Source organism: Olivibacter sp. SDN3, from assembly GCF_014334135.1.
In the GTDB taxonomy this organism is placed as follows: domain Bacteria; phylum Bacteroidota; class Bacteroidia; order Sphingobacteriales; family Sphingobacteriaceae; genus Olivibacter.
The window spans coordinates 4,358,707-4,376,368 of record NZ_CP060497.1; the positions used below are offsets into that span (position 1 = coordinate 4,358,707).

Annotated in this window: 18 protein-coding genes; 11 read left to right on the forward strand and 7 right to left on the reverse strand. The window is 40.6% G+C overall.

Going from position 1 to position 17,662, the window contains the following annotated elements; genetic code table 11:
• The first annotated feature begins 25 nt into the window (after nucleotides 1–25).
• From ccoN to H8S90_RS18200, 6 genes are read left to right on the forward strand one after another with little or no spacing between them, the layout of a single operon-like run.
• Nucleotides 26–2,137, forward strand: a complete 2,112-nt coding sequence (gene ccoN / locus H8S90_RS18175) for a cytochrome-c oxidase, cbb3-type subunit I (RefSeq protein WP_187339266.1) — start codon at nucleotides 26–28, stop codon at nucleotides 2,135–2,137.
• A gap of 11 nt (nucleotides 2,138–2,148) precedes the next feature.
• Nucleotides 2,149–2,334 (forward strand): hypothetical protein, encoded by a 186-nt coding sequence (locus tag H8S90_RS18180; protein ID WP_187339267.1) that lies wholly within the window; start codon nucleotides 2,149–2,151, stop codon nucleotides 2,332–2,334.
• Between the two features lie 11 nt (nucleotides 2,335–2,345).
• Nucleotides 2,346–3,257 carry a cbb3-type cytochrome c oxidase N-terminal domain-containing protein gene (locus tag H8S90_RS18185; protein ID WP_187339268.1) on the forward strand — a complete coding sequence of 304 codons (912 nt, stop codon included), beginning with the start codon at nucleotides 2,346–2,348 and terminating at the stop codon, nucleotides 3,255–3,257.
• Nucleotides 3,220–4,635 carry a cytochrome c oxidase accessory protein CcoG gene (ccoG, locus tag H8S90_RS18190; RefSeq protein WP_255501651.1) on the forward strand — a complete coding sequence of 472 codons (1,416 nt, stop codon included), beginning with the start codon at nucleotides 3,220–3,222 and terminating at the stop codon, nucleotides 4,633–4,635. The genes H8S90_RS18185 and ccoG overlap by 38 nt, the downstream gene beginning before the upstream one ends.
• A complete protein-coding gene (locus H8S90_RS18195; RefSeq protein ID WP_187339270.1) occupies nucleotides 4,613–5,098 on the forward strand; it encodes a FixH family protein in 486 nt (161 codons plus the stop codon). Before ccoG ends, H8S90_RS18195 begins: the two co-directional genes overlap by 23 nt.
• Nucleotides 5,099–5,109: 11 nt before the next feature.
• On the forward strand, nucleotides 5,110–5,808 hold the full coding sequence (locus H8S90_RS18200) for a sulfite exporter TauE/SafE family protein (protein ID WP_187339271.1): 699 nt from the start codon (nucleotides 5,110–5,112) through the stop codon (nucleotides 5,806–5,808).
• Here the strand turns inward: H8S90_RS18200 and H8S90_RS18205 are convergent, their stop codons facing one another.
• Nucleotides 5,809–6,144, reverse strand: coding sequence for a Rieske 2Fe-2S domain-containing protein (locus H8S90_RS18205; RefSeq protein ID WP_187339272.1), 336 nt, complete (start codon nucleotides 6,142–6,144; stop codon nucleotides 5,809–5,811).
• 264 nt (nucleotides 6,145–6,408) lie between these two features.
• On the opposite strand from H8S90_RS18205, the gene queG reads away from it, so the two are divergent.
• Nucleotides 6,409–7,341, forward strand: a complete 933-nt coding sequence (gene queG / locus H8S90_RS18210; RefSeq protein ID WP_187339273.1) for a tRNA epoxyqueuosine(34) reductase QueG — start codon at nucleotides 6,409–6,411, stop codon at nucleotides 7,339–7,341.
• A 52-nt stretch (nucleotides 7,342–7,393) separates the two neighbouring features.
• On the opposite strand, the gene H8S90_RS18215 is transcribed toward queG, so the two are convergent.
• On the reverse strand, nucleotides 7,394–8,422 hold the full coding sequence (locus H8S90_RS18215; protein ID WP_187339274.1) for a quinone-dependent dihydroorotate dehydrogenase: 1,029 nt from the start codon (nucleotides 8,420–8,422) through the stop codon (nucleotides 7,394–7,396).
• 153 nt (nucleotides 8,423–8,575) lie between these two features.
• On the opposite strand from H8S90_RS18215, the gene H8S90_RS18220 reads away from it, so the two are divergent.
• From H8S90_RS18220 to H8S90_RS18230, 3 genes are all read left to right on the forward strand, one after another.
• Nucleotides 8,576–10,486 (forward strand): ABC-F family ATP-binding cassette domain-containing protein, encoded by a 1,911-nt coding sequence (locus H8S90_RS18220; RefSeq protein WP_187339275.1) that lies wholly within the window; start codon nucleotides 8,576–8,578, stop codon nucleotides 10,484–10,486.
• 149 nt (nucleotides 10,487–10,635) lie between these two features.
• Complete coding sequence (locus H8S90_RS18225) at nucleotides 10,636–11,919, forward strand: type IX secretion system plug protein domain-containing protein (RefSeq protein WP_187339276.1); 1,284 nt, start codon at nucleotides 10,636–10,638, stop codon at nucleotides 11,917–11,919.
• A gap of 45 nt (nucleotides 11,920–11,964) precedes the next feature.
• Nucleotides 11,965–12,486, forward strand: coding sequence for an acyl-CoA thioesterase (locus H8S90_RS18230; protein WP_187339277.1), 522 nt, complete (start codon nucleotides 11,965–11,967; stop codon nucleotides 12,484–12,486).
• Between the two features lie 56 nt (nucleotides 12,487–12,542).
• Here H8S90_RS18230 and H8S90_RS18235 read toward each other — a convergent pair whose 3' ends face one another.
• The 3 genes from H8S90_RS18235 to H8S90_RS18245 all read right to left on the reverse strand — a co-directional run bounded on the left by H8S90_RS18235 (nucleotide 12,543) and on the right by H8S90_RS18245 (nucleotide 15,619).
• The gene (locus H8S90_RS18235; RefSeq protein WP_187339278.1) at nucleotides 12,543–12,947 is read right to left on the reverse strand and encodes an EVE domain-containing protein; all 405 of its coding nucleotides are present in this window, start codon (nucleotides 12,945–12,947) and stop codon (nucleotides 12,543–12,545) included.
• A gap of 129 nt (nucleotides 12,948–13,076) precedes the next feature.
• Nucleotides 13,077–13,574 (reverse strand): peptidylprolyl isomerase, encoded by a 498-nt coding sequence (locus H8S90_RS18240; RefSeq protein WP_187339279.1) that lies wholly within the window; start codon nucleotides 13,572–13,574, stop codon nucleotides 13,077–13,079.
• A 20-nt stretch (nucleotides 13,575–13,594) separates the two neighbouring features.
• The gene (locus H8S90_RS18245) at nucleotides 13,595–15,619 is read right to left on the reverse strand and encodes a thioredoxin domain-containing protein (protein WP_187339280.1); all 2,025 of its coding nucleotides are present in this window, start codon (nucleotides 15,617–15,619) and stop codon (nucleotides 13,595–13,597) included.
• 214 nt (nucleotides 15,620–15,833) lie between these two features.
• Between H8S90_RS18245 and H8S90_RS18250 the strand changes: the two genes are divergently transcribed.
• Nucleotides 15,834–16,931, forward strand: coding sequence for a mandelate racemase/muconate lactonizing enzyme family protein (locus H8S90_RS18250; RefSeq protein ID WP_187339281.1), 1,098 nt, complete (start codon nucleotides 15,834–15,836; stop codon nucleotides 16,929–16,931).
• 6 nt (nucleotides 16,932–16,937) lie between these two features.
• Here the strand turns inward: H8S90_RS18250 and H8S90_RS18255 are convergent, their stop codons facing one another.
• Together H8S90_RS18255 and H8S90_RS18260 are read right to left on the reverse strand one after the other, a co-directional pair.
• The gene (locus H8S90_RS18255) at nucleotides 16,938–17,384 is read right to left on the reverse strand and encodes a hypothetical protein (protein ID WP_187339282.1); all 447 of its coding nucleotides are present in this window, start codon (nucleotides 17,382–17,384) and stop codon (nucleotides 16,938–16,940) included.
• A gap of 13 nt (nucleotides 17,385–17,397) precedes the next feature.
• Complete coding sequence (locus tag H8S90_RS18260) at nucleotides 17,398–17,598, reverse strand: hypothetical protein (protein ID WP_187339283.1); 201 nt, start codon at nucleotides 17,596–17,598, stop codon at nucleotides 17,398–17,400.
• Nucleotides 17,599–17,662 lie beyond the last annotated feature (64 nt).

A 17,662-nucleotide genomic window follows, 5' to 3' on the forward strand; every position in this document is an offset into this window, starting at 1 on the left:
TTACTTTTGGCTAAAATAAACAACTATGCAGCTCGAAACTTTTAATTACGACAACCGGATTGTTCGAAACTTTGGCATTGCAACCATTTTCTGGGGAATTATTGGTATGACTGTGGGGCTTCTTGTCGCCGTACAACTCGTTTGGCCATTTATGAACCTAAATAATCAGTTCACAACTTTTGGGCGTATACGTCCGCTCCATACCAATGCGGTAATCTTTGCCTTTGTGGGAAATGCCATATTCATGGCTGTCTATTACGCACTACAACGTTTACTCAAAGCACGAATGTATAGTGATCTGCTCAGTAAGATTCATTTTTGGGGCTGGCAACTGATTATTGTTGCGGCAGCTATCACCCTGCCCCTCGGGTTAACTACTTCGCATGAATACGCTGAATTGGAATGGCCCATAGATATCGCTATTACCATTATTTGGGTGGTTTTCGGTATCAACATGTTTGGAACGATCATTAAAAGAAGAGAAAGACATATGTATGTGGCCATATGGTTTTTTATTGCAACCTTTGTGACCATAGCCGTTCTTCATATTGTTAATTCGGCTCAATTGCCTATATCGGCCTGGAAAAGCTATTACCTATACGCAGGTGTTCAAGACGCCTTGGTACAATGGTGGTATGGGCATAATGCGGTGGCATTTTTCTTAACTACCCCGTATTTAGGTATGATGTATTACTTTCTACCTAAAATGGCCAACCGCCCGATCTATTCCTATAAATTGAGCATCCTTCACTTTTGGTCACTTATTTTTATCTATATATGGGCCGGGCCGCACCACTTACTTTATACCTCGCTACCGGGATGGGCCCAATCTTTGGGCGTGGTATTCTCCATCATGTTGATTGCGCCGAGCTGGGGGGGAATGATCAACGGCCTGTTAACACTTAGAGGTGCATGGGATAAGGTACGTACAGAACCGATTTTGAAATTCATGGTGGTGTCATTAACTGCTTATGGTATGGCTACCTTTGAAGGGCCTATGCTGTCGCTGAAACAGGTTAATGCGATTGCACACTTCACCGACTGGATCGTTGCGCACGTACATGTAGGTGCATTGGGCTTTAACGGTTTCATGACCTTCGCCATTCTTTATTGGGCTATACCGAAAATATACGGAACATCATTACATTCCAAAAAGTTAGCTAGCATACATTTTTGGGTAGGTACACTGGGGATTCTCTTCTACGCCATTCCCATGTATTGGGCAGCGGTGGTGCAAGGGCTTATGTGGAAAGAATTTACACCTGAAGGTGTATTGAAGTATCCTACTTTTCTCACCACTACCCTACAGATAATCCCAATGCATATGATGCGGGCAATTGGTGGCGCACTATATTTAGGCGGCGTAATACTGATGACATACAATTTGGTGAGAACCATGAAGAAGGGCACGCTGCTAGCTAACGAACCAGCTCAGGCTATGCCGCTACAGCCACTGGTTGTAAATGAAAAATCACGGCATCGCAGGTTGGAACGCAAACCTGCGTTGTTTATGGTATTGGCACTTATTGTAATCTTAATAGGCGGAATGGTAGAGATGATGCCAACCTTCATGATATCATCTAATGTGCCAACCATCAGTAGTGTGAAGCCTTATACCCCGCTGGAACTGCAAGGGCGTGATATTTATATCCGTGAAGGGTGTGTGAACTGCCATTCACAAACCATCAGACCTTTCCGCTCGGAGACCGCACGTTATGGTGAATATAGCAAAGCCGGTGAATTTGTATATGACCACCCTTTTCTTTGGGGCTCAAAACGCACCGGACCTGATTTGCACCGCATAGGTAAAAAATATCCGAATAAATGGCACTATGATCACTTGTTGGATCCAACCATCACTTCACCGGGAAGTATTATGCCTGCCTATGCATGGCTCATAGATCAAGCGCTTGACACGAGTACTACTGCGAGCAAAGTCAGCGCGATGCGCAAATTGGGAGTGCCCTACCCAATTGGTTACGAAAAGCAAGCTAATAATGACCTGGTCAAACAGGCAGAGGAAATTAGAGCCGACTTACGTGAAAATCAGGTAGAAGTACTTAGCGATCGGGAAATAGTAGCGATTGTTGCTTACCTCCAACGTTTAGGAACAGATATTAAAGTAGCAGAAAATTAATAGTTAACGTCATGTTTAAGCAAATCACCAGTTTAAATGGTAACGAAGCATACCTAATTGCTTCGCTTTGGATATTTTTTATCTTCTTTATTATCGTGGGTATTATCCTGATAAGAATGAAAAAGCAACATACAACCTACATGAGTAACCTACCTTTTGGTGATGAAGAAAGTGAACAGCATACAAATACCGACTAAACAACAACAACATGAATAGCCTAGTATTAATTATTGTGGCCAATGTGCAAACGCCTACTACCGTAACTAATCTACACGACATCATTTTAATAACGGCGCTCATGGTAGTTATGATTACGGTTTTAGCAGCTGCGCTGGTACTTCTTAAAGCTTTCAAAACAATTATACGGGTGACGATGCCTGAAGTAGCACTAGCCGATAGGGAAATGCTTGCCGATAAACGAAAGAACCGTGCTGCAGCCCGTAAAAACTGGTGGAATAAATTAATGGGACTGCACCCCTTGGCTGAGGAAGATGATCTAGTTATCGACCATGCCTACGATGGTATCCGCGAACTGGATAACCCCACACCTGCTTGGTTTATGGGGCTTTTCTATGCTACTATTGTTTTTGGTGCAGTATACCTATCCGTGTATCATGTTTTTGGTGTTGGGTTAAGCCAAGAGGAAGAATATGAACAGGAAATGCTTCTGGCGGAAAACGAGCGCAAAGCTTACCTCGAAAGCCAGGCAAATAACGTCGATGAAAATACGGTTGAGCTTGATCTGCATCCAGAAACCATTGCTGCCGGTAAAGTGATCTTTGATCAAAGTTGCATGCCATGCCATGGTGCGCTGGGTGAAGGAGGTATCGGTCCGAATTTAACCGATAATTATTGGCTTCATGGTGGTAGCATTAAAGATATCTTCAGAACTATCAAAAAGGGCGTTCCAGACAAAGGGATGATTGCCTGGGAACAACAATTGACGCCAGCACAGATAGCACAGGTGTCTAACTATATATCTTCAATTGTAGGTACCGGCCCTTCTAATGCTAAAGCACCGCAGGGAGAGCTATATGAACCAGTCAATGATGTATTAGAAGATACGGTTCACTACGGAACACTTGAGCAAGCACTACGAGACAATGAATCCGGAAATTGAGATAAAGGCAAAAAGAACCAATGGGCGTCAATGGATATATGTCAAAAAGGTAACAGGTCGGCTTTTTCGCTATAGACAATACGTAGGCTATTTCCTATTGGGCATTTTGTTTGCTGGGCCATTGCTTAAAATAAATGGTGAGCCTTTGTTGATGTTTAATATTATTGAACGCAAATTCTCGGTTTTTGGAAGTGTATTCTACCCTCAGGATCTTCATATTTTTGTACTGGGAATGTTAATTGCCATGGTATGCATCGTACTCTTTACGGTCGTTTACGGACGTGTATGGTGTGGATGGGCATGTCCACAGACAATTTTCATGGAGCTGGTATTTAGGCGGATAGAATATTGGATCGAAGGCGATGCTGCTCAGCAACGTAAGTTAGATCAAGCGCCTGTAACCCGTGGTAAAGTGTTGAAAAAACTAATCAAGCACGGATTATTCTTTTTGTTGTCTTTTCTGATCGCCAATCTTTTTTTGTCCTACATTATCGGTGCTGATGCTTTATTTAAAATTGTTACCGACCCTATAAAAGAACATGTGGGCGGGTTTGTTGCCATCACTTTATTTACGCTGGTATTCTATGCCGTGTTTGCCTATATGCGAGAGATCGTGTGTACTACTATTTGCCCTTATGGACGTCTCCAGGGGGTATTACTAGATGATAGGAGCACTACAGTGGTTTATAATTACAAAAGAGGTGAACCTCGTGGTAAAATTCAAAAGAACAAGGTCATAACGAATCTTATGGGCGACTGTATAGACTGTAATTTATGCGTGCAGGTGTGTCCAACGGGTATTGATATCAGAAAGGGTATCCAAATGGAATGTGTGAACTGTACAGCCTGTATCGATGTGTGCGATGGCGTAATGGCGAAGTTAAACCGGCCTAAACGCCTCATCGGCTTTTATTCAACAAAAAGCATTGAAAATCCTTTATCACCAAAAAGCAACACGAGGACCATTGCGTACAGTTCGGTGCTGGCCTTGCTCATGATCATCTTTGGCTGGCTGATTTTTAATAGAAGCATCATCGATGGAACCTTACTGCGTACAAAAGGAACCAGTTATATATTTAGGGACGACGGAACTGTAGCAAACCTCTATAGCCTGGATATCACAAATAAAGGTACTTTCACTTTACCTTTTACGATAGAAAATGCGGATGATTCGTTTGATATTCAGGTAATAGCTAATAAAGAGACTTTAAAAAAAGGCGAGTCCTTACAGTTGTCCTTCTTTCTCATCATCCCAAGGAACGAGGTGAAAACTTATAAAACCAGCGTAGATATCAATATATTATCGGCTGGTAAAATCGTAAAGAAAATGAGTACTACTTTTATCGCTCCTCCCAATGGCGGGAAAACGCAAGAATGAAACGAATATTATTCAAAGATATAAGCATAGCAAAGAGATGAATTGGGGATTAAAAATTGTAATCGGCATGGCTATGGCCATGACATCCATTGTAGCGACCGGTATTTACATGGTCAGTAAAGATACCGACACATTGGAGGAGGGCGACTATTATGAAAAAGGCCTGAGCTATGATGATGAGTACGCAAAAAAAGAAAACGTACTTGTCCATCACGCAAGACCGGCCATCAAACTGCTGAACGACAGCCTGATCATAAACTTTCAGCATGAAAAGAACCGGGGCATGATCAGCTTTCGTAGACCTTCAGATCGCGCCATGGACAGAAACGTCGTTTTTACCACTACAGCACCTTTATATAAAATACCCATCAATGAACTAAGAAAGGGTGTTTGGCATCTTCGTTTAGAGTGGGAAAGCGCTGGTATTACTTACCTGGAAAATGAAGAGCTTTATATTCCTTAAGATTCGAAGAAATGAACGGTACTCTGATTTTGGCTTTTTTTATTGGTTTGCTTGGCAGTATCCACTGCGTAGGTATGTGTGGCCCTTTGATGTTTTCGATGCCTAGTCCTTCCGGTTCTTCCCTTAAAGGGCTAAAGCGCCTGTTGCTCTATCAGTTTGGGCGCTTATTGACATATGGTTTACTAGGCTTGGTATTGGGCGCCATAGGTGCAGGTAGCTACGTTCATGGTTGGCAACAATACCTCAGTATGTTTACTGGCATATTCCTAATAGGTATGGCTGTTTATCATATTTTCGGACGATATGTTTCCTTCATTGCTCGCCGTCAACAACAACTATTCTTACCATTGCTCCAAAAGATGAGCTATTGGATACAGCAGCCCGGCGGACACTTCATGGTTGGTCTACTCAATGGTTTATTACCTTGTGGAATGGTTTATATGGCCTTGGCTACTGCATTGAACACCAGCACACCAGCAGATGGGTTTCTGTTTATGTTGATGTTTGGCGCCGGGACGTTACCACTACTTTTAACAGCCGGGTTTATCGGTAACTTCTTCAAAGGTTTTATGAAGTTTAACCGTTCTAGATGGCTACAGTTACTGTTTTTTGTACTTGGTATATGGTTTATATTACGTGGCGCGGATCTGGGCATTCCCTATTTAAGTCCTTTATCGGCACCACAACGTGGAGATATACTATGCAGGTAATCAACCGCCAAGTAAACGTTGTAACCAATTCGTTTTCCATCCCACGTACCATTTCCCGTCCCGCTTTTCTATCGGGTAGGTATTGATATAATTACCTTGGCCCTTATCACCGCGCCCAGTTTCCAAATCGAAAGCATGCCGGTGATAAGGACAAACAATACGTCCTTCCTCGCACCATCCGTTCGAAAGATCAGCTCCTGCATGCGGACAACGCCACGACGTCGCAAAATATTTGTTTTCATGGTTAATGAGGCAAATATGCTTACCAGCGCGTTTAATCTTACGTATGGTGTTTACGCTGGGCAAATCTTCATCAATATTGTACCATTTAGTCATTTTTGGTGGATACTTTTATTCTTCAATAAACGTAATAAAACAATTTCAACAAGCTTAAACATCAATTGTTCGTAACCTTAACGAAAATGAAACTTCTTTGCTTATAGCCTGTTCATACAAATATGATATTAATAAGTAAGATATGAAAGTAGATACTGGATTACCGAGTAGGATAAAAGAAACCTTGGTTCGTTTTGCGTAACTTAACAAATTCCTATCTTAAGCTTGATTGTATATAAGCGGTTCTTTACCTAATTTTGCACTATGCAAAACGCAGCATCAAAATATAGTGCCTTAATCAAAGATGAAGCAAAACGTCTTGGCTTTTCTTTTTGCGGTATTTCTGAGGCAGCTTTTTTGGAGGAAGAAGCGCCGCGCCTGGAAAAATGGTTAAAAGGACAGATGCATGGTGAAATGCAATATATGGAGAACCATTTTGACAAACGTTTAGATCCGAGATTATTAGTTGACGACGCTAAATCTATCATTTCTTTAGGTTACAACTACTATACAGCTAATTTACAGACTGATAAAAATGCACCTAAAATATCCAAATATGCCTACGGTATGGATTACCATACCGTTATCAAAGATAGACTGCGGCAGTTACTTGGCTATATGCAGACCGAGATTGGCGAAATCGGCGGAAGGGCCTTTGTAGATTCTGCGCCCGTGCTTGATCGTGCATGGGCAAAGAAATCTGGACTTGGCTGGGTTGGAAAAAACAGCAACTTAATAAACAAACAGCAAGGCTCTTATTTTTTCTTATGTGAACTTATTGTTGACATTAAATTAGCATGTGATATACCAGCTACCAAAGATTATTGCGGCACCTGTACCAAATGTATCGACGCCTGCCCTACAGAAGCAATTGTTTCTCCTCAAGTAGTTGATGGGAGCAAATGCATTTCCTATTTGACCATCGAGTTAAAAAACGAAATACCTTCGGATTTTTCCGGTAAGATGGACAATTGGATGTTCGGATGTGATGTTTGCCAGGACGTTTGTCCATGGAACCGTTTCTCTTCAGAACATCAGGAGCAAGCCTTTCAACCACACGGGGATTTGTTGGATATGACACAAAAGGATTGGGAGGAAATAACGGAGGAAACCTTTAAGCGCGTATTCAAAAAATCCGCAGTAAAAAGAACGAAATATGCTGGTATTAAGCGAAATATAGATTTTCTAAAGAGATAGCAGCTGGTATTTTTCTATACATTAACCGCATTCATATACTTTTATCGACACATCATTTCTTTAGGAGCGCCTTACAAATCCTTTTAACTAATGCCGGTCCTTCGTAGATAAAACCGGTGTATAATTGTACTAAGGATGCCCCTGCAGCAATCTTCTCCTGCGCATCTTCAGCACTATGTATTCCTCCAACACCTATTATCGGGAAAGCCTTATTCGATTTTTCTGAGAGATACCGGATAACCTCCGTTGATCGTTTGGTTAGCGGTTTGCCACTTAAGCCGCCCATTTCCTTTGTTACTGTTGGCGATGACCGTAAACCATCCCGAGAAATAGTGGTATTGGTAGCAATAACACCGGCTATACCGGTTGCTGCTACAATTTCAATGATATCGTCAAGCTGGCTATTGGTTAAATCGGGAGCTATTTTTAACAGGATGGGTCTAGAAACACCATTTTTAAGGTTGCGTTGTTGTAATGTGTTCAGGATGTGCATTAAGGGTTCTTTCTCTTGCAAATCTCTTAAGCCAGGTGTGTTGGGAGAACTGACATTAACTACGAAATAATCTACCACATCAAATAAAGCATCAAAACAGCTGATATAATCGTTTACGGCTTGCTCATTCGGGGTAACTTTATTTTTCCCGATATTTCCGCCGATGATGATATTTTCGCGTTTTTTCAGATACTTTAAACGTGTAGCAGCTACATCTACGCCTAAATTATTGAAACCCATCCTGTTAATAAGCGCTTCGTCTGCTGTTAAGCGAAACATTCTGGGCTTCTCGTTTCCCGGCTGCGGCCGGGGTGTAACAGTACCTATCTCGATAAAGCCAAATCCTAAATCAACCAGCTCGTCCACATATTCAGCATTCTTATCAAAGCCGGCAGCTAAACCAACAGGATTTTTAAAGGTAAGACCAAATACTTGTGTTTTAAGTGCAGCATTGTTAACCGTAAATGCCGTCCGTACCAGCTTACTCCCTCCCCATATCTTATTTATAGCTTTTAGTCCCCCGGTAACGTTATGATGCGCAACTTCAGGGTTCATTAAGAAAAATAGTGGTTTAACCAGTTTATACATGCGGCAAAGATGAACAAAATTGATCAATGAAACAAGATGATCCGTTTACCGTTGTTGGTTATATTTAGCAGAGATCAACCGATTTAGCTGCTTTTTGCATAAAGCGGAAAGTCTTAATTTTTGTATGAAAATTTTGGTACTTTTGCACCCGTAATGATAGCAATTAATAATTTAACGTTCGAGATAGGTGCCAGAGCGCTATATGACGAAGCTAATTGGCATATTAAACCAGGTGATAAAGTAGGGCTTATCGGTGCAAATGGTACCGGAAAAACAACGCTGTTGCGTATAATTGTGGGTGAATACACGCCAACTTCTGGAACAATTTCCATGGCAAAAGATCTCAAAATCGGTTACTTGAACCAAGATTTACTATCATACGAATCTGAAAAAAGCATTCTTCACGTGGCAATGGAAGCTTTTGAAAGACAAAACCAGTTACATAGTGAAATTGAGAATCTTTTAAAGAAAATGGAGACCGACTATAGTGAAGATCTCCTCAATAAATTAAGTGATAAACAGGTAGAGTTTGAAGCTTTAGATGGATACAACATCGAATATCGGGCACATGAAATTCTTGCCGGTCTGGGCTTTGACGAGGAACAGCAAGAACGGAAGCTTTCAGAATTTTCCGGGGGATGGCGCATGCGTGTGATGCTGGCCCGGATTTTATTGCAAGCACCTGATATTTTATTACTCGATGAACCTACCAACCACTTGGATCTACCTTCTATTAAATGGCTTGAAAGTTACCTCCAGGCATTTGAAGGCGCTATCGTGATCGTCTCGCACGACCGCTACTTCTTAGACAGAGTGATCAATAAAACGGTAGAATCCCGAAAAGGTAAACTGACCTTGTATGCTGGAAATTACAGCTTCTATTTGGAAGAAAAAGCGTTAAGGAATGAAATACAGGCGGGCCAATTTAAAAATCAACAAGCAAGAATTAAGCAGGAAGAGCGTTTGATCGAACGTTTTCGCGCTAAAGCTAGCAAAGCTAAAATGGCTCAGTCGAGAATTAAGGCCTTAGAACGTATGGAGCGCGTAGACGATGTTGACGATGATAATCCGACGGTGAATTTCAGTTTCAAATTCAGCAAGCAATCTGGTCGGCATGTGGTTCGCTTAGAAAATATTACAAAAGCTTATCCTGGTGTTCCTATTTTAAAAAATGCAAATGCCGTTATTGAAAAAGGTGATAAAATTGCCTTGATTGGAGCTAACGGAAAAGGTAAATCAACATTGTTACGGATTGTTGCAAATGCAGATAAAGAATTCACTGGTTTCGGTGAGACTGGTCATAATGTAACCACCACATTTTTCGCCCAGCATCAATTGGAAGCCCTGCATCTGGAAAGTGAAATATTACAAGAATTACAGGCTTTTGCACCCAAACATACGGAAACAGAATTAAGATCCATTCTAGGGTGTTTCCTCTTTACGGGCGACGACGCGTTCAAAAAAATAAGGGTGCTCTCCGGTGGAGAAAAATCAAGGGTTGCTCTTGCTAAAGCACTTACGGCTGATGCCAACTTCCTGATACTCGATGAACCAACCAATCACCTGGATATACAATCGGTCAACATATTGATTCAAGCTTTACAGCAATTTGAAGGCACATTCATTGCCGTATCGCACGATCGTTACTTTCTAGATAGTGTAGCGAATAAGATATGGTTTATCGAAGATCAGGAAATCAAAGAATATCCGGGCACATACCAAGAGTATGAAGAATGGCAGGCAAAGCGGCCGGTACAGCAAAAATCTGTAGAACAAAAAAAGGTCAGCCCTAAAAAACAACCGCCAGTTGAAAATAAACCGGTAGAGAAAAATAGGCAACTTCAAAAGCTGAATAAAGAGTTACAACAGCTAGAAGATGTGGTAACCAAACTTGAAAATGAACTGGTTGAAACGGAAAAACTCTTAGCCGACCCACAAGTTTACAACGATCCTGAATTGTTGAAAGAAACAAACCTATTATACGCACGGAAAAAAAACGATCTCGAGCGACAGCAATTAGCTTGGGAAAAACTAGCTGAAGAGATACTGCTATTGGAAAGTTAAAATTTAACGGCGTATTTTGACTTGTTGTATTTAGGTATTATTTTTACATCAACCCTGATATATTGATGACTCAATGCGGTGTCCGATATATCAGGGTTTTTCCGATGAAAAGCCTATTGCATTTCGCTATAACCATTATTCACCAATATATGAAACGTTTAACAACCAGTTGTCTACTTCCTGTTTTTCTCGTTATCAGTAACGTTGCTTATTCATTCAATACGTCACAGAAACTGGTATACGATAATCATGATTATATTTCTTCAATAAAATCGGTTCAGTTTTACCAATCGAAAGAGGAACAATCTATTCCCATCCTAGTGCTCAATAACAATGAAAAATTGCTTATGTCTTTCGATGATCTAAGAGCTGATAATCGTACATTGTATTATACCATTGAGCATTGTACCGCAAATTGGGCAAGCAGTAACTTATCTGCGTTGGCATATATCGAAGGATTGACCGAAGACCGTATATTTGATTATAAAACTTCCGTAAACACTCTGCAGTTATACACGCACTATAGCTTTCAGTTTCCTACTGACGGTAGCATGAAACCTAAGTTATCCGGAAATTACCTTTTAAAAGTTTATGAAGATGGCGATCAGACCCAACTGCTCCTCACTAGAAGGTTTTATGTTGTAACGAGAGAGGTAGGTATCTCAACGAAGGTTATTCCCTCTTTTGAAATCGATAAACGCCAAACTAATCAAAAATTAAATATAACACTTAACCTTGGAAACATTCAAGTAAATAATCCTTACCAGGACATAAAAGTTATTGTTAAACAAAATAGAAGAGACGATATACAGGAAATACTCAGCAAACCCATGTTTATTAAAAACAATCAATTGGTTTATAATGACAACCAGACATTGGACTTTGATGGTGGCAATGAGTTTAGGAGTGTAGATCTTCGCAGTTTCAGGCTCCTTTCTGAGCACATTGATCAGACCTCTATTGAGGAAATAAGAAAGTTTTCTCTGGTTGCCGATCGAGATTTATTGAACGAAACTTATGCTTTTGCATTTGACGAAGATGGGAAATTTTTTATCCGTAACAACGATTTTGGTGATAGTGCAATTGAAAGTGACTATGCCATGGTCAAGTTCTTTTTAGAAAGCGATACTCCAGCGCATGACGAAGATGTGTATATTGTTGGGCTGTTCAACAACTATCAACAAACGGAAGAAAATAAAATGACCTATGACTCGAGCTTGGGCGCATGGGTGGGTAATCTGTTGCTTAAACAAGGTATATATCATTACACCTACACAAGCACAAGCGAGAATGCCAATAAATACAATGGCAGCCATTTTGAAACCGAAAACACCTATGACATATTGGTTTACTACCAAAGACCTGCGACACGGTGGGAGGAGTTAGTGGGGTATGGAACGCTCGTTAGTACACCCAACACACGACCAAATTAATGTGGCAGCAAGGTCGATGCCGACAAAAATGATTATGTTTGCAGCATGAATAAAAAATTTGCCAAGGAATCGTTTACCATCATGAATGAATTGGTTCTCCCAAATGATACCAATACCTTAAACAATTTAATGGGGGGAAGACTTCTTCACTGGATGGATATCGCAGCAGCAATATCGGCACAGAAACACTGCAACCGCATTGTGGTGACTGCTTCTGTTGACAACGTATCCTTTAAGCATCCCGTTAAACTTGGTGACGTGATAAGCATCGAAGCACAGGTTACCCGAGCATTTAACACTTCTGTAGAAGTTCGATTACAAGTATATGCCCAGAATATACCATCGGGTACCCGAGTTAAGTCTAATGAAGCTTTTTATACATTTGTGGCAATTGATCAAAATTCGAGAACGATTGCCGTACCCGAGCTTTTACCCGAAACCGAGGAGGAGAAAAAGTTATTTGTAGAGGCGTTACGTAGAAGACAATTACGCTTGATTTTAGCGGGAAAGATGAAGCCTGAAGAAGCTACGGAATTATATAGTTTTTTTAATCAGATTGGGGCCTGATAAAGGCTTTTCCACCCTTCCGGATAACCCTACCATCATCCGGAAGGGCAATCTGCCTAACTGCCTAGCGCGACAATCCGGTCAAATTCTTCTCGCTTTAACGGCATAACCGACAATCTTCCCTGCCGCACCAAAGCTATGTCCTGTAATTGCTCATCCGCTTTTACCATTTCTAGAGATACCGGCTTTTTCAGCGTTTCTACAGGTGCGATGTCAACTACAACCCATCGTTCATCTTTAGTAGTGGGATCTTGATAATATTCTTTTACTACTTTGGCAATGCCTACTACTTCTTTGCCTTCGTTACTATGATAAAAAAGGACGAGATCGCCTTTTTTCATGGCTTGTAGGTTATTTCTTGCTTGATAGTTGCGTACTCCATCCCAGAAGGTTTGCTTATCTTTTAATAATTGTTCCCAGCTATACTTAAAGGGCTCTGATTTTACAAGGAAATAATTCATAGTTTATTGAATCTTAAAAATACTGCGAATATAATAAAAAGCCCAGATACAAAAGGGGGATAACATAATAGATAACGTTATCCCCCCAAAGTACTTTAATGTAAGAATTTGAACTTACTTGCTAAACCGTTAATGACCTTGATTGCCATCAGCTCCATGTGCATGTCCGTGAGCTAATTCTTCTGACGTAGCCTCGCGCACACTTAAAATTTCGATATCAAAATGCAGATGCTGTCCGGCCATTGGATGATTTAAGTCAACTATAACTACTTCAGGACTAACCTCAACTACTTTTGCACGAAACTGATTTCCCTGATTATCTTGTAAAGGAAGAATTTCTCCAACCGGAGGTATACCTGATTCTTTGAACATATCCACAGGTAGTTGAGCAACAGCACTTTCATCTTTTTCGCCGTAAGCATCGGCGGCCACCAACTCAAAATCAGTGGTGTCTCCTGTTTTAAGTCCGCTGATATTTTCTTCAAATTTTGGTAACATCATACCTGCACCATATAAAAAAACCAGTGGGTTCGCTTTGTCTGCTTCTTCAACAAACTCTCTCTCTCCATTTGTAATGGTGTGCAATTTGTACGTTAGCGCTACCACGCTGTTTGGTGTAATTGTCATCTATCTAAATTTATGGAAATCTAACCTTTCTCGATTTCCGGTTCAAAAATTAATTTTTCAAAGTCTCTTAAATTGTCAACGGGTAAACTGCAGGTATTGTTTTTACAAACAAAAACCTTTGTATGCTCGTTTATTCTTCCGATCAATAAGGGTAAACCTTCCTCGTTCCCACCTAATATTATCTTATTAGGAAGATAACGTTGATCAATTTGTTTCCGAAGCGGAACACATTCGGGTCCGGTCACTGCGATTTCGTAAACGCCATATACCTCTTCCAGTAACCTTATGCTCCAATTGGAATATGCTGAGCCGTAACGCTTGATCTGTGGAAAAACATTGGCTAATACCTGAGCGGAGATCATTTTGTAACGGGGTATGTCAAAAAGCAGGCCTAATTTATTCAACTGATGTATTATGACGGAATTAGACGCAGGGATTACATTATCCATTATCTCAAACTTACGTGCTATTAACACCTCTGCTACATCAGAAGTATAATAAAATGCAGCAGCTGAACTATCGTAAAAATGTGTTAAAACGTAATTTACGAGCTTTTTTGCATGATCTAACCAAGTAATATCAAAAGTTGCTTCGTACAGCGCTATCAATGCGTCTATAGTAAAAGCATAATCATCGAGAAAACCTTCAATTTTCTTGGTTGCAGAAGCTGGTTGATGAAGTAAAACACCTTCATCCGTCTGTAAGGTATTTAAAATATAGTTAGCATTCTTTATAGCAGTTTGCAGGTACCTCTCTTCATTAAAAACACGATAAGCATCCACAAAACCCTTGATCATCAAAGCATTCCAAGATGTAAGTATTTTATCGTCTAGACCAGGCCTTACTCTTTTAGATCGATAAGCCAGTAACTTAGCTTTTATTTGCCCTAAATAAATAGCCCATTCTTCCGAACTGTATCCCGCATCTACTGCCAACCTGTCAGCATCGATAGCCGTTTTCAATACATTTATACCTTCATCTTCCCAATTTCCTTCGGGCGTAATGGAAAAATATTCGACGAATAGCGCGGCATCCTCCCCTAGTACTTCTTCGATCTCCTTCTTGTTAAAAGTATAAAATTTGCCTTCTACACCTTCACTGTCGGCGTCCAAAGCTGCATAAAAACCTCCGGTATCAGCAGTCATCTCGCGACTTACCCATGCTAAGGTCTCTTCTACCACACGCTTATACAGAGGATCGGGTTGCTGCGCATAAGCTTCCGCAAATAAACTTACCAGTTGAGCGTTGTCATACAACATCTTTTCAAAATGTGGAACATGCCAATGACTATCTATGGCATAACGGGCAAAACCACCTCCTACGTGATCATAAATACCTCCCGAAGCCATACTCCTCAAGGTAAAATGCGTATGTGCTAAAATTTCTTTATCGTTACTTAGGTAGCCGTATCGAAGAAGAAACAACCAATTATTAGGCATCGGAAACTTAGGCGCACGCTGGAGCCCGCCCTCCCTTTTGTCAAACATTGCTCGCCAAGGGTTGACAATTTCATTCAGGTCAGTTATTGAGTAACTTTCAGGTGCACGTCTGATATTGAGCTGCTCGCTTGTTCTAATTCCCTGCGTTAACCGATCGGCATAATCAAACGCAACATTTGGTTCGTTCATCCACATTTGCTGTAACTGCCCCAATACATTTTTCCAATCATCTGGTCTGAAATAAGTTCCTCCATAAATTGGTCGGCCATCCGGTAGACAGATACAATGTAGAGGCCATCCACCGCTGTTGGTCATTAACTGAACAGCAGTCATATAAATCTGATCAATATCAGGCCGTTCTTCCCTGTCTACCTTGATTGATACAAAATCTGCATTCATAACGGCAGCTACCCCTGCATTCTCAAAACTTTCGCGCTCCATAACATGGCACCAGTGGCAAGCGGAGTAACCTATGCTGACAATTACTAATTTGTTTGCTGCTTTCGCCTCTGTAAATGCTTCTTCACCCCAAGGATACCAATTAACAGGATTATTCTGGTGCTGCTTTAAATAAGGAGACGTTTCGTTCTGCAGGTTATTAGACATAATATCGGTAAAGGTACTATTTTATGTGGAAAGGGTAAAATACGCCCTTATAGCTGTATTGGCATATACCTATTTTAGGCAGTGTATATTTTATAGTTGATGTATAACGTGGCACAAGCGGATCGATATGAAAAATGTAGGTTAAAGTTTTTTGTAGATACATTTTTTTTAATGTTTACTTTTGGAAAATCACCATTTAGTTCTATTTTCAATTATGCTCATAACACATGTAGAAATTTATCGCTTCAGTATCAAAATGGAACCCTTTGTTATTGCAACCGGTACCATGGACTATGCACAGAACACGCTAATAAAAGTTTATACCGATCAGGGGCTAATTGGTTTTGGAGAATGCTCGGCTTTTCCGATGATTGTAGGAGAAACACAGGATACCTGCCTGGTTCTAGCTAGAGATTTTGCACATATTTGGAAAAATAAAAACCCTTTAGATATAAAGGCGCGTTTGAATGAGCTCCACCGGTATATTGCGGGAAATATGACCATAAAAAGTGCTTTTGATATGGCTCTTTATGATCTAGCGGCTAAGTCTTCCGGTGTTCCACTATATAAATATCTCAAGGGTGAAGTGAAACCAATTACAACGGATATAACTGTTGGGATAGATGCACCCGAAATAATGGCTCAAAAAGCCCTTAACTTTAAAGAGCAGGGGGCTACCATACTTAAGGTGAAATTAGGAAAAGAACCGGATGAAGATATTCGTCGTATTAAACAGATAAGAGACGTAATCGGTTCTCAGATTCCCATCCGGATAGATGCCAATCAAGGATGGACCTATAATGAAGCGATAACCGTACTTAGTGCTTTGGCCACGGCTAATATTGAATTCTGCGAGCAACCGATGCGCACTTATAACGATTTTCTATTGCCTAAATTGAGGTCTGTATCGCCTATTGCGATTATGGCCGATGAAAGTTGCTATGATCACTTTGATGCGAAACGTTTAATTAGAGAAAACGCTTGTGATGCAATAAACATCAAGCTGGCAAAATCGGGAGGTATCAATGAAGCGATGAAAATTCATGACATCGCTTACACCAATCAGGTGCCGTGTATGATAGGTGGTATGTTGGAAAGCAGACTGGCGCTATCAGCTAAGGTACATTTAGCATATGCGTGCCCCGGGATAAAATATTTCGATATGGATACCTGTATGATCGGACATCTGGAAGATCCCATAACCAATGGCGTCACTTTTGATGGTTTTCAGGTCAATATTACCGAAGCACCTGGGATCGGCGCTTCGGTAGATGATTCTTTTTTAAAATCATGTGAAAAATGGGTGATTTAACACCTTCTATTCATTGAATACGATTACTTCCTCGCCAGACACTCTATTTACGTGACATTCACATCGGCCGCCGGAAACAACTATCTCGCTGGTTTTGACCTCACCAGTAAGTGGGTGTGTACCTGTAATAATTAAGGTGTCGCCTTCTACACTTAATTCGCTTTTATCACCATCGTTGGCAACTAAGTAACCTGTGCCTTCAGGGGATGACAACTCCGAAGAAGCACTGGGTAAAGATGTGCCGGTTGATTTTAGAGAAACAGCGTAATTGTTTACCGAAACTGTATCTCCTTTGGCATCTTTAAAGATAACTCCTATACTCCTAAAATCCATAGTACAAGGCGTTGGAGGACAGTCTTCCTCTTCCTCGTTGCTACTACTTTTTTTGGTGGCACAAGCGGCAAATATAAATGCCATGCATGCCCAGACAATAACTAGTTTTAAAGTTTTCATCTTACGAAGTTAATCAAAAAACATTATTTCTGACTCCAAAATTTCTCAATATATAGGCATCCTTCCCGTCGGTGATAACAAAAGTTAAAGTAAACCGTCTCTTGTATTGTAAGTGGAGTAGACCTTTATCACTATCATTTAATGATTCCACAGCGAAATAGTTTCTATCATCGCTGTAAAGGACTTTACCGGCACAGTCTATTATTAACTTCACGATTCTGTACTTAATAAAAACGGTGGTATTGTCTTGAAATCTAAGAAGTGTCCCTGTACTCATC

Bases quoted from the DNA above. Each gene is read 5' to 3' on its own strand.
- H8S90_RS18195 (WP_187339270.1), top strand. From the start codon at position 4,613: ATGGCGGGAAAACGCAAGAATGAAACGAATATTATTCAAAGATATAAG.
- H8S90_RS18225 (WP_187339276.1), top strand. From the start codon at position 10,636: ATGAAACGTTTAACAACCAGTTGTCTACTTCCTGTTTTTCTCGTTATC.
- H8S90_RS18245 (WP_187339280.1), bottom strand. From the start codon at position 15,619: ATGTCTAATAACCTGCAGAACGAAACGTCTCCTTATTTAAAGCAGCAC.
- H8S90_RS18200 (WP_187339271.1), top strand. From the start codon at position 5,110: ATGAACGGTACTCTGATTTTGGCTTTTTTTATTGGTTTGCTTGGCAGT.
- H8S90_RS18185 (WP_187339268.1), top strand. From the start codon at position 2,346: ATGAATAGCCTAGTATTAATTATTGTGGCCAATGTGCAAACGCCTACT.
- H8S90_RS18250 (WP_187339281.1), top strand. From the start codon at position 15,834: ATGCTCATAACACATGTAGAAATTTATCGCTTCAGTATCAAAATGGAA.
- ccoN (WP_187339266.1), top strand. From the start codon at position 26: ATGCAGCTCGAAACTTTTAATTACGACAACCGGATTGTTCGAAACTTT.
- H8S90_RS18220 (WP_187339275.1), top strand. From the start codon at position 8,576: ATGATAGCAATTAATAATTTAACGTTCGAGATAGGTGCCAGAGCGCTA.
- H8S90_RS18180 (WP_187339267.1), top strand. From the start codon at position 2,149: ATGTTTAAGCAAATCACCAGTTTAAATGGTAACGAAGCATACCTAATT.
- H8S90_RS18215 (WP_187339274.1), bottom strand. From the start codon at position 8,422: ATGTATAAACTGGTTAAACCACTATTTTTCTTAATGAACCCTGAAGTT.
- H8S90_RS18205 (WP_187339272.1), bottom strand. From the start codon at position 6,144: ATGACTAAATGGTACAATATTGATGAAGATTTGCCCAGCGTAAACACC.
- H8S90_RS18255 (WP_187339282.1), bottom strand. From the start codon at position 17,384: ATGAAAACTTTAAAACTAGTTATTGTCTGGGCATGCATGGCATTTATA.
- H8S90_RS18230 (WP_187339277.1), top strand. From the start codon at position 11,965: ATGAATAAAAAATTTGCCAAGGAATCGTTTACCATCATGAATGAATTG.
- queG (WP_187339273.1), top strand. From the start codon at position 6,409: ATGCAAAACGCAGCATCAAAATATAGTGCCTTAATCAAAGATGAAGCA.
- H8S90_RS18240 (WP_187339279.1), bottom strand. From the start codon at position 13,574: ATGACAATTACACCAAACAGCGTGGTAGCGCTAACGTACAAATTGCAC.
- H8S90_RS18235 (WP_187339278.1), bottom strand. From the start codon at position 12,947: ATGAATTATTTCCTTGTAAAATCAGAGCCCTTTAAGTATAGCTGGGAA.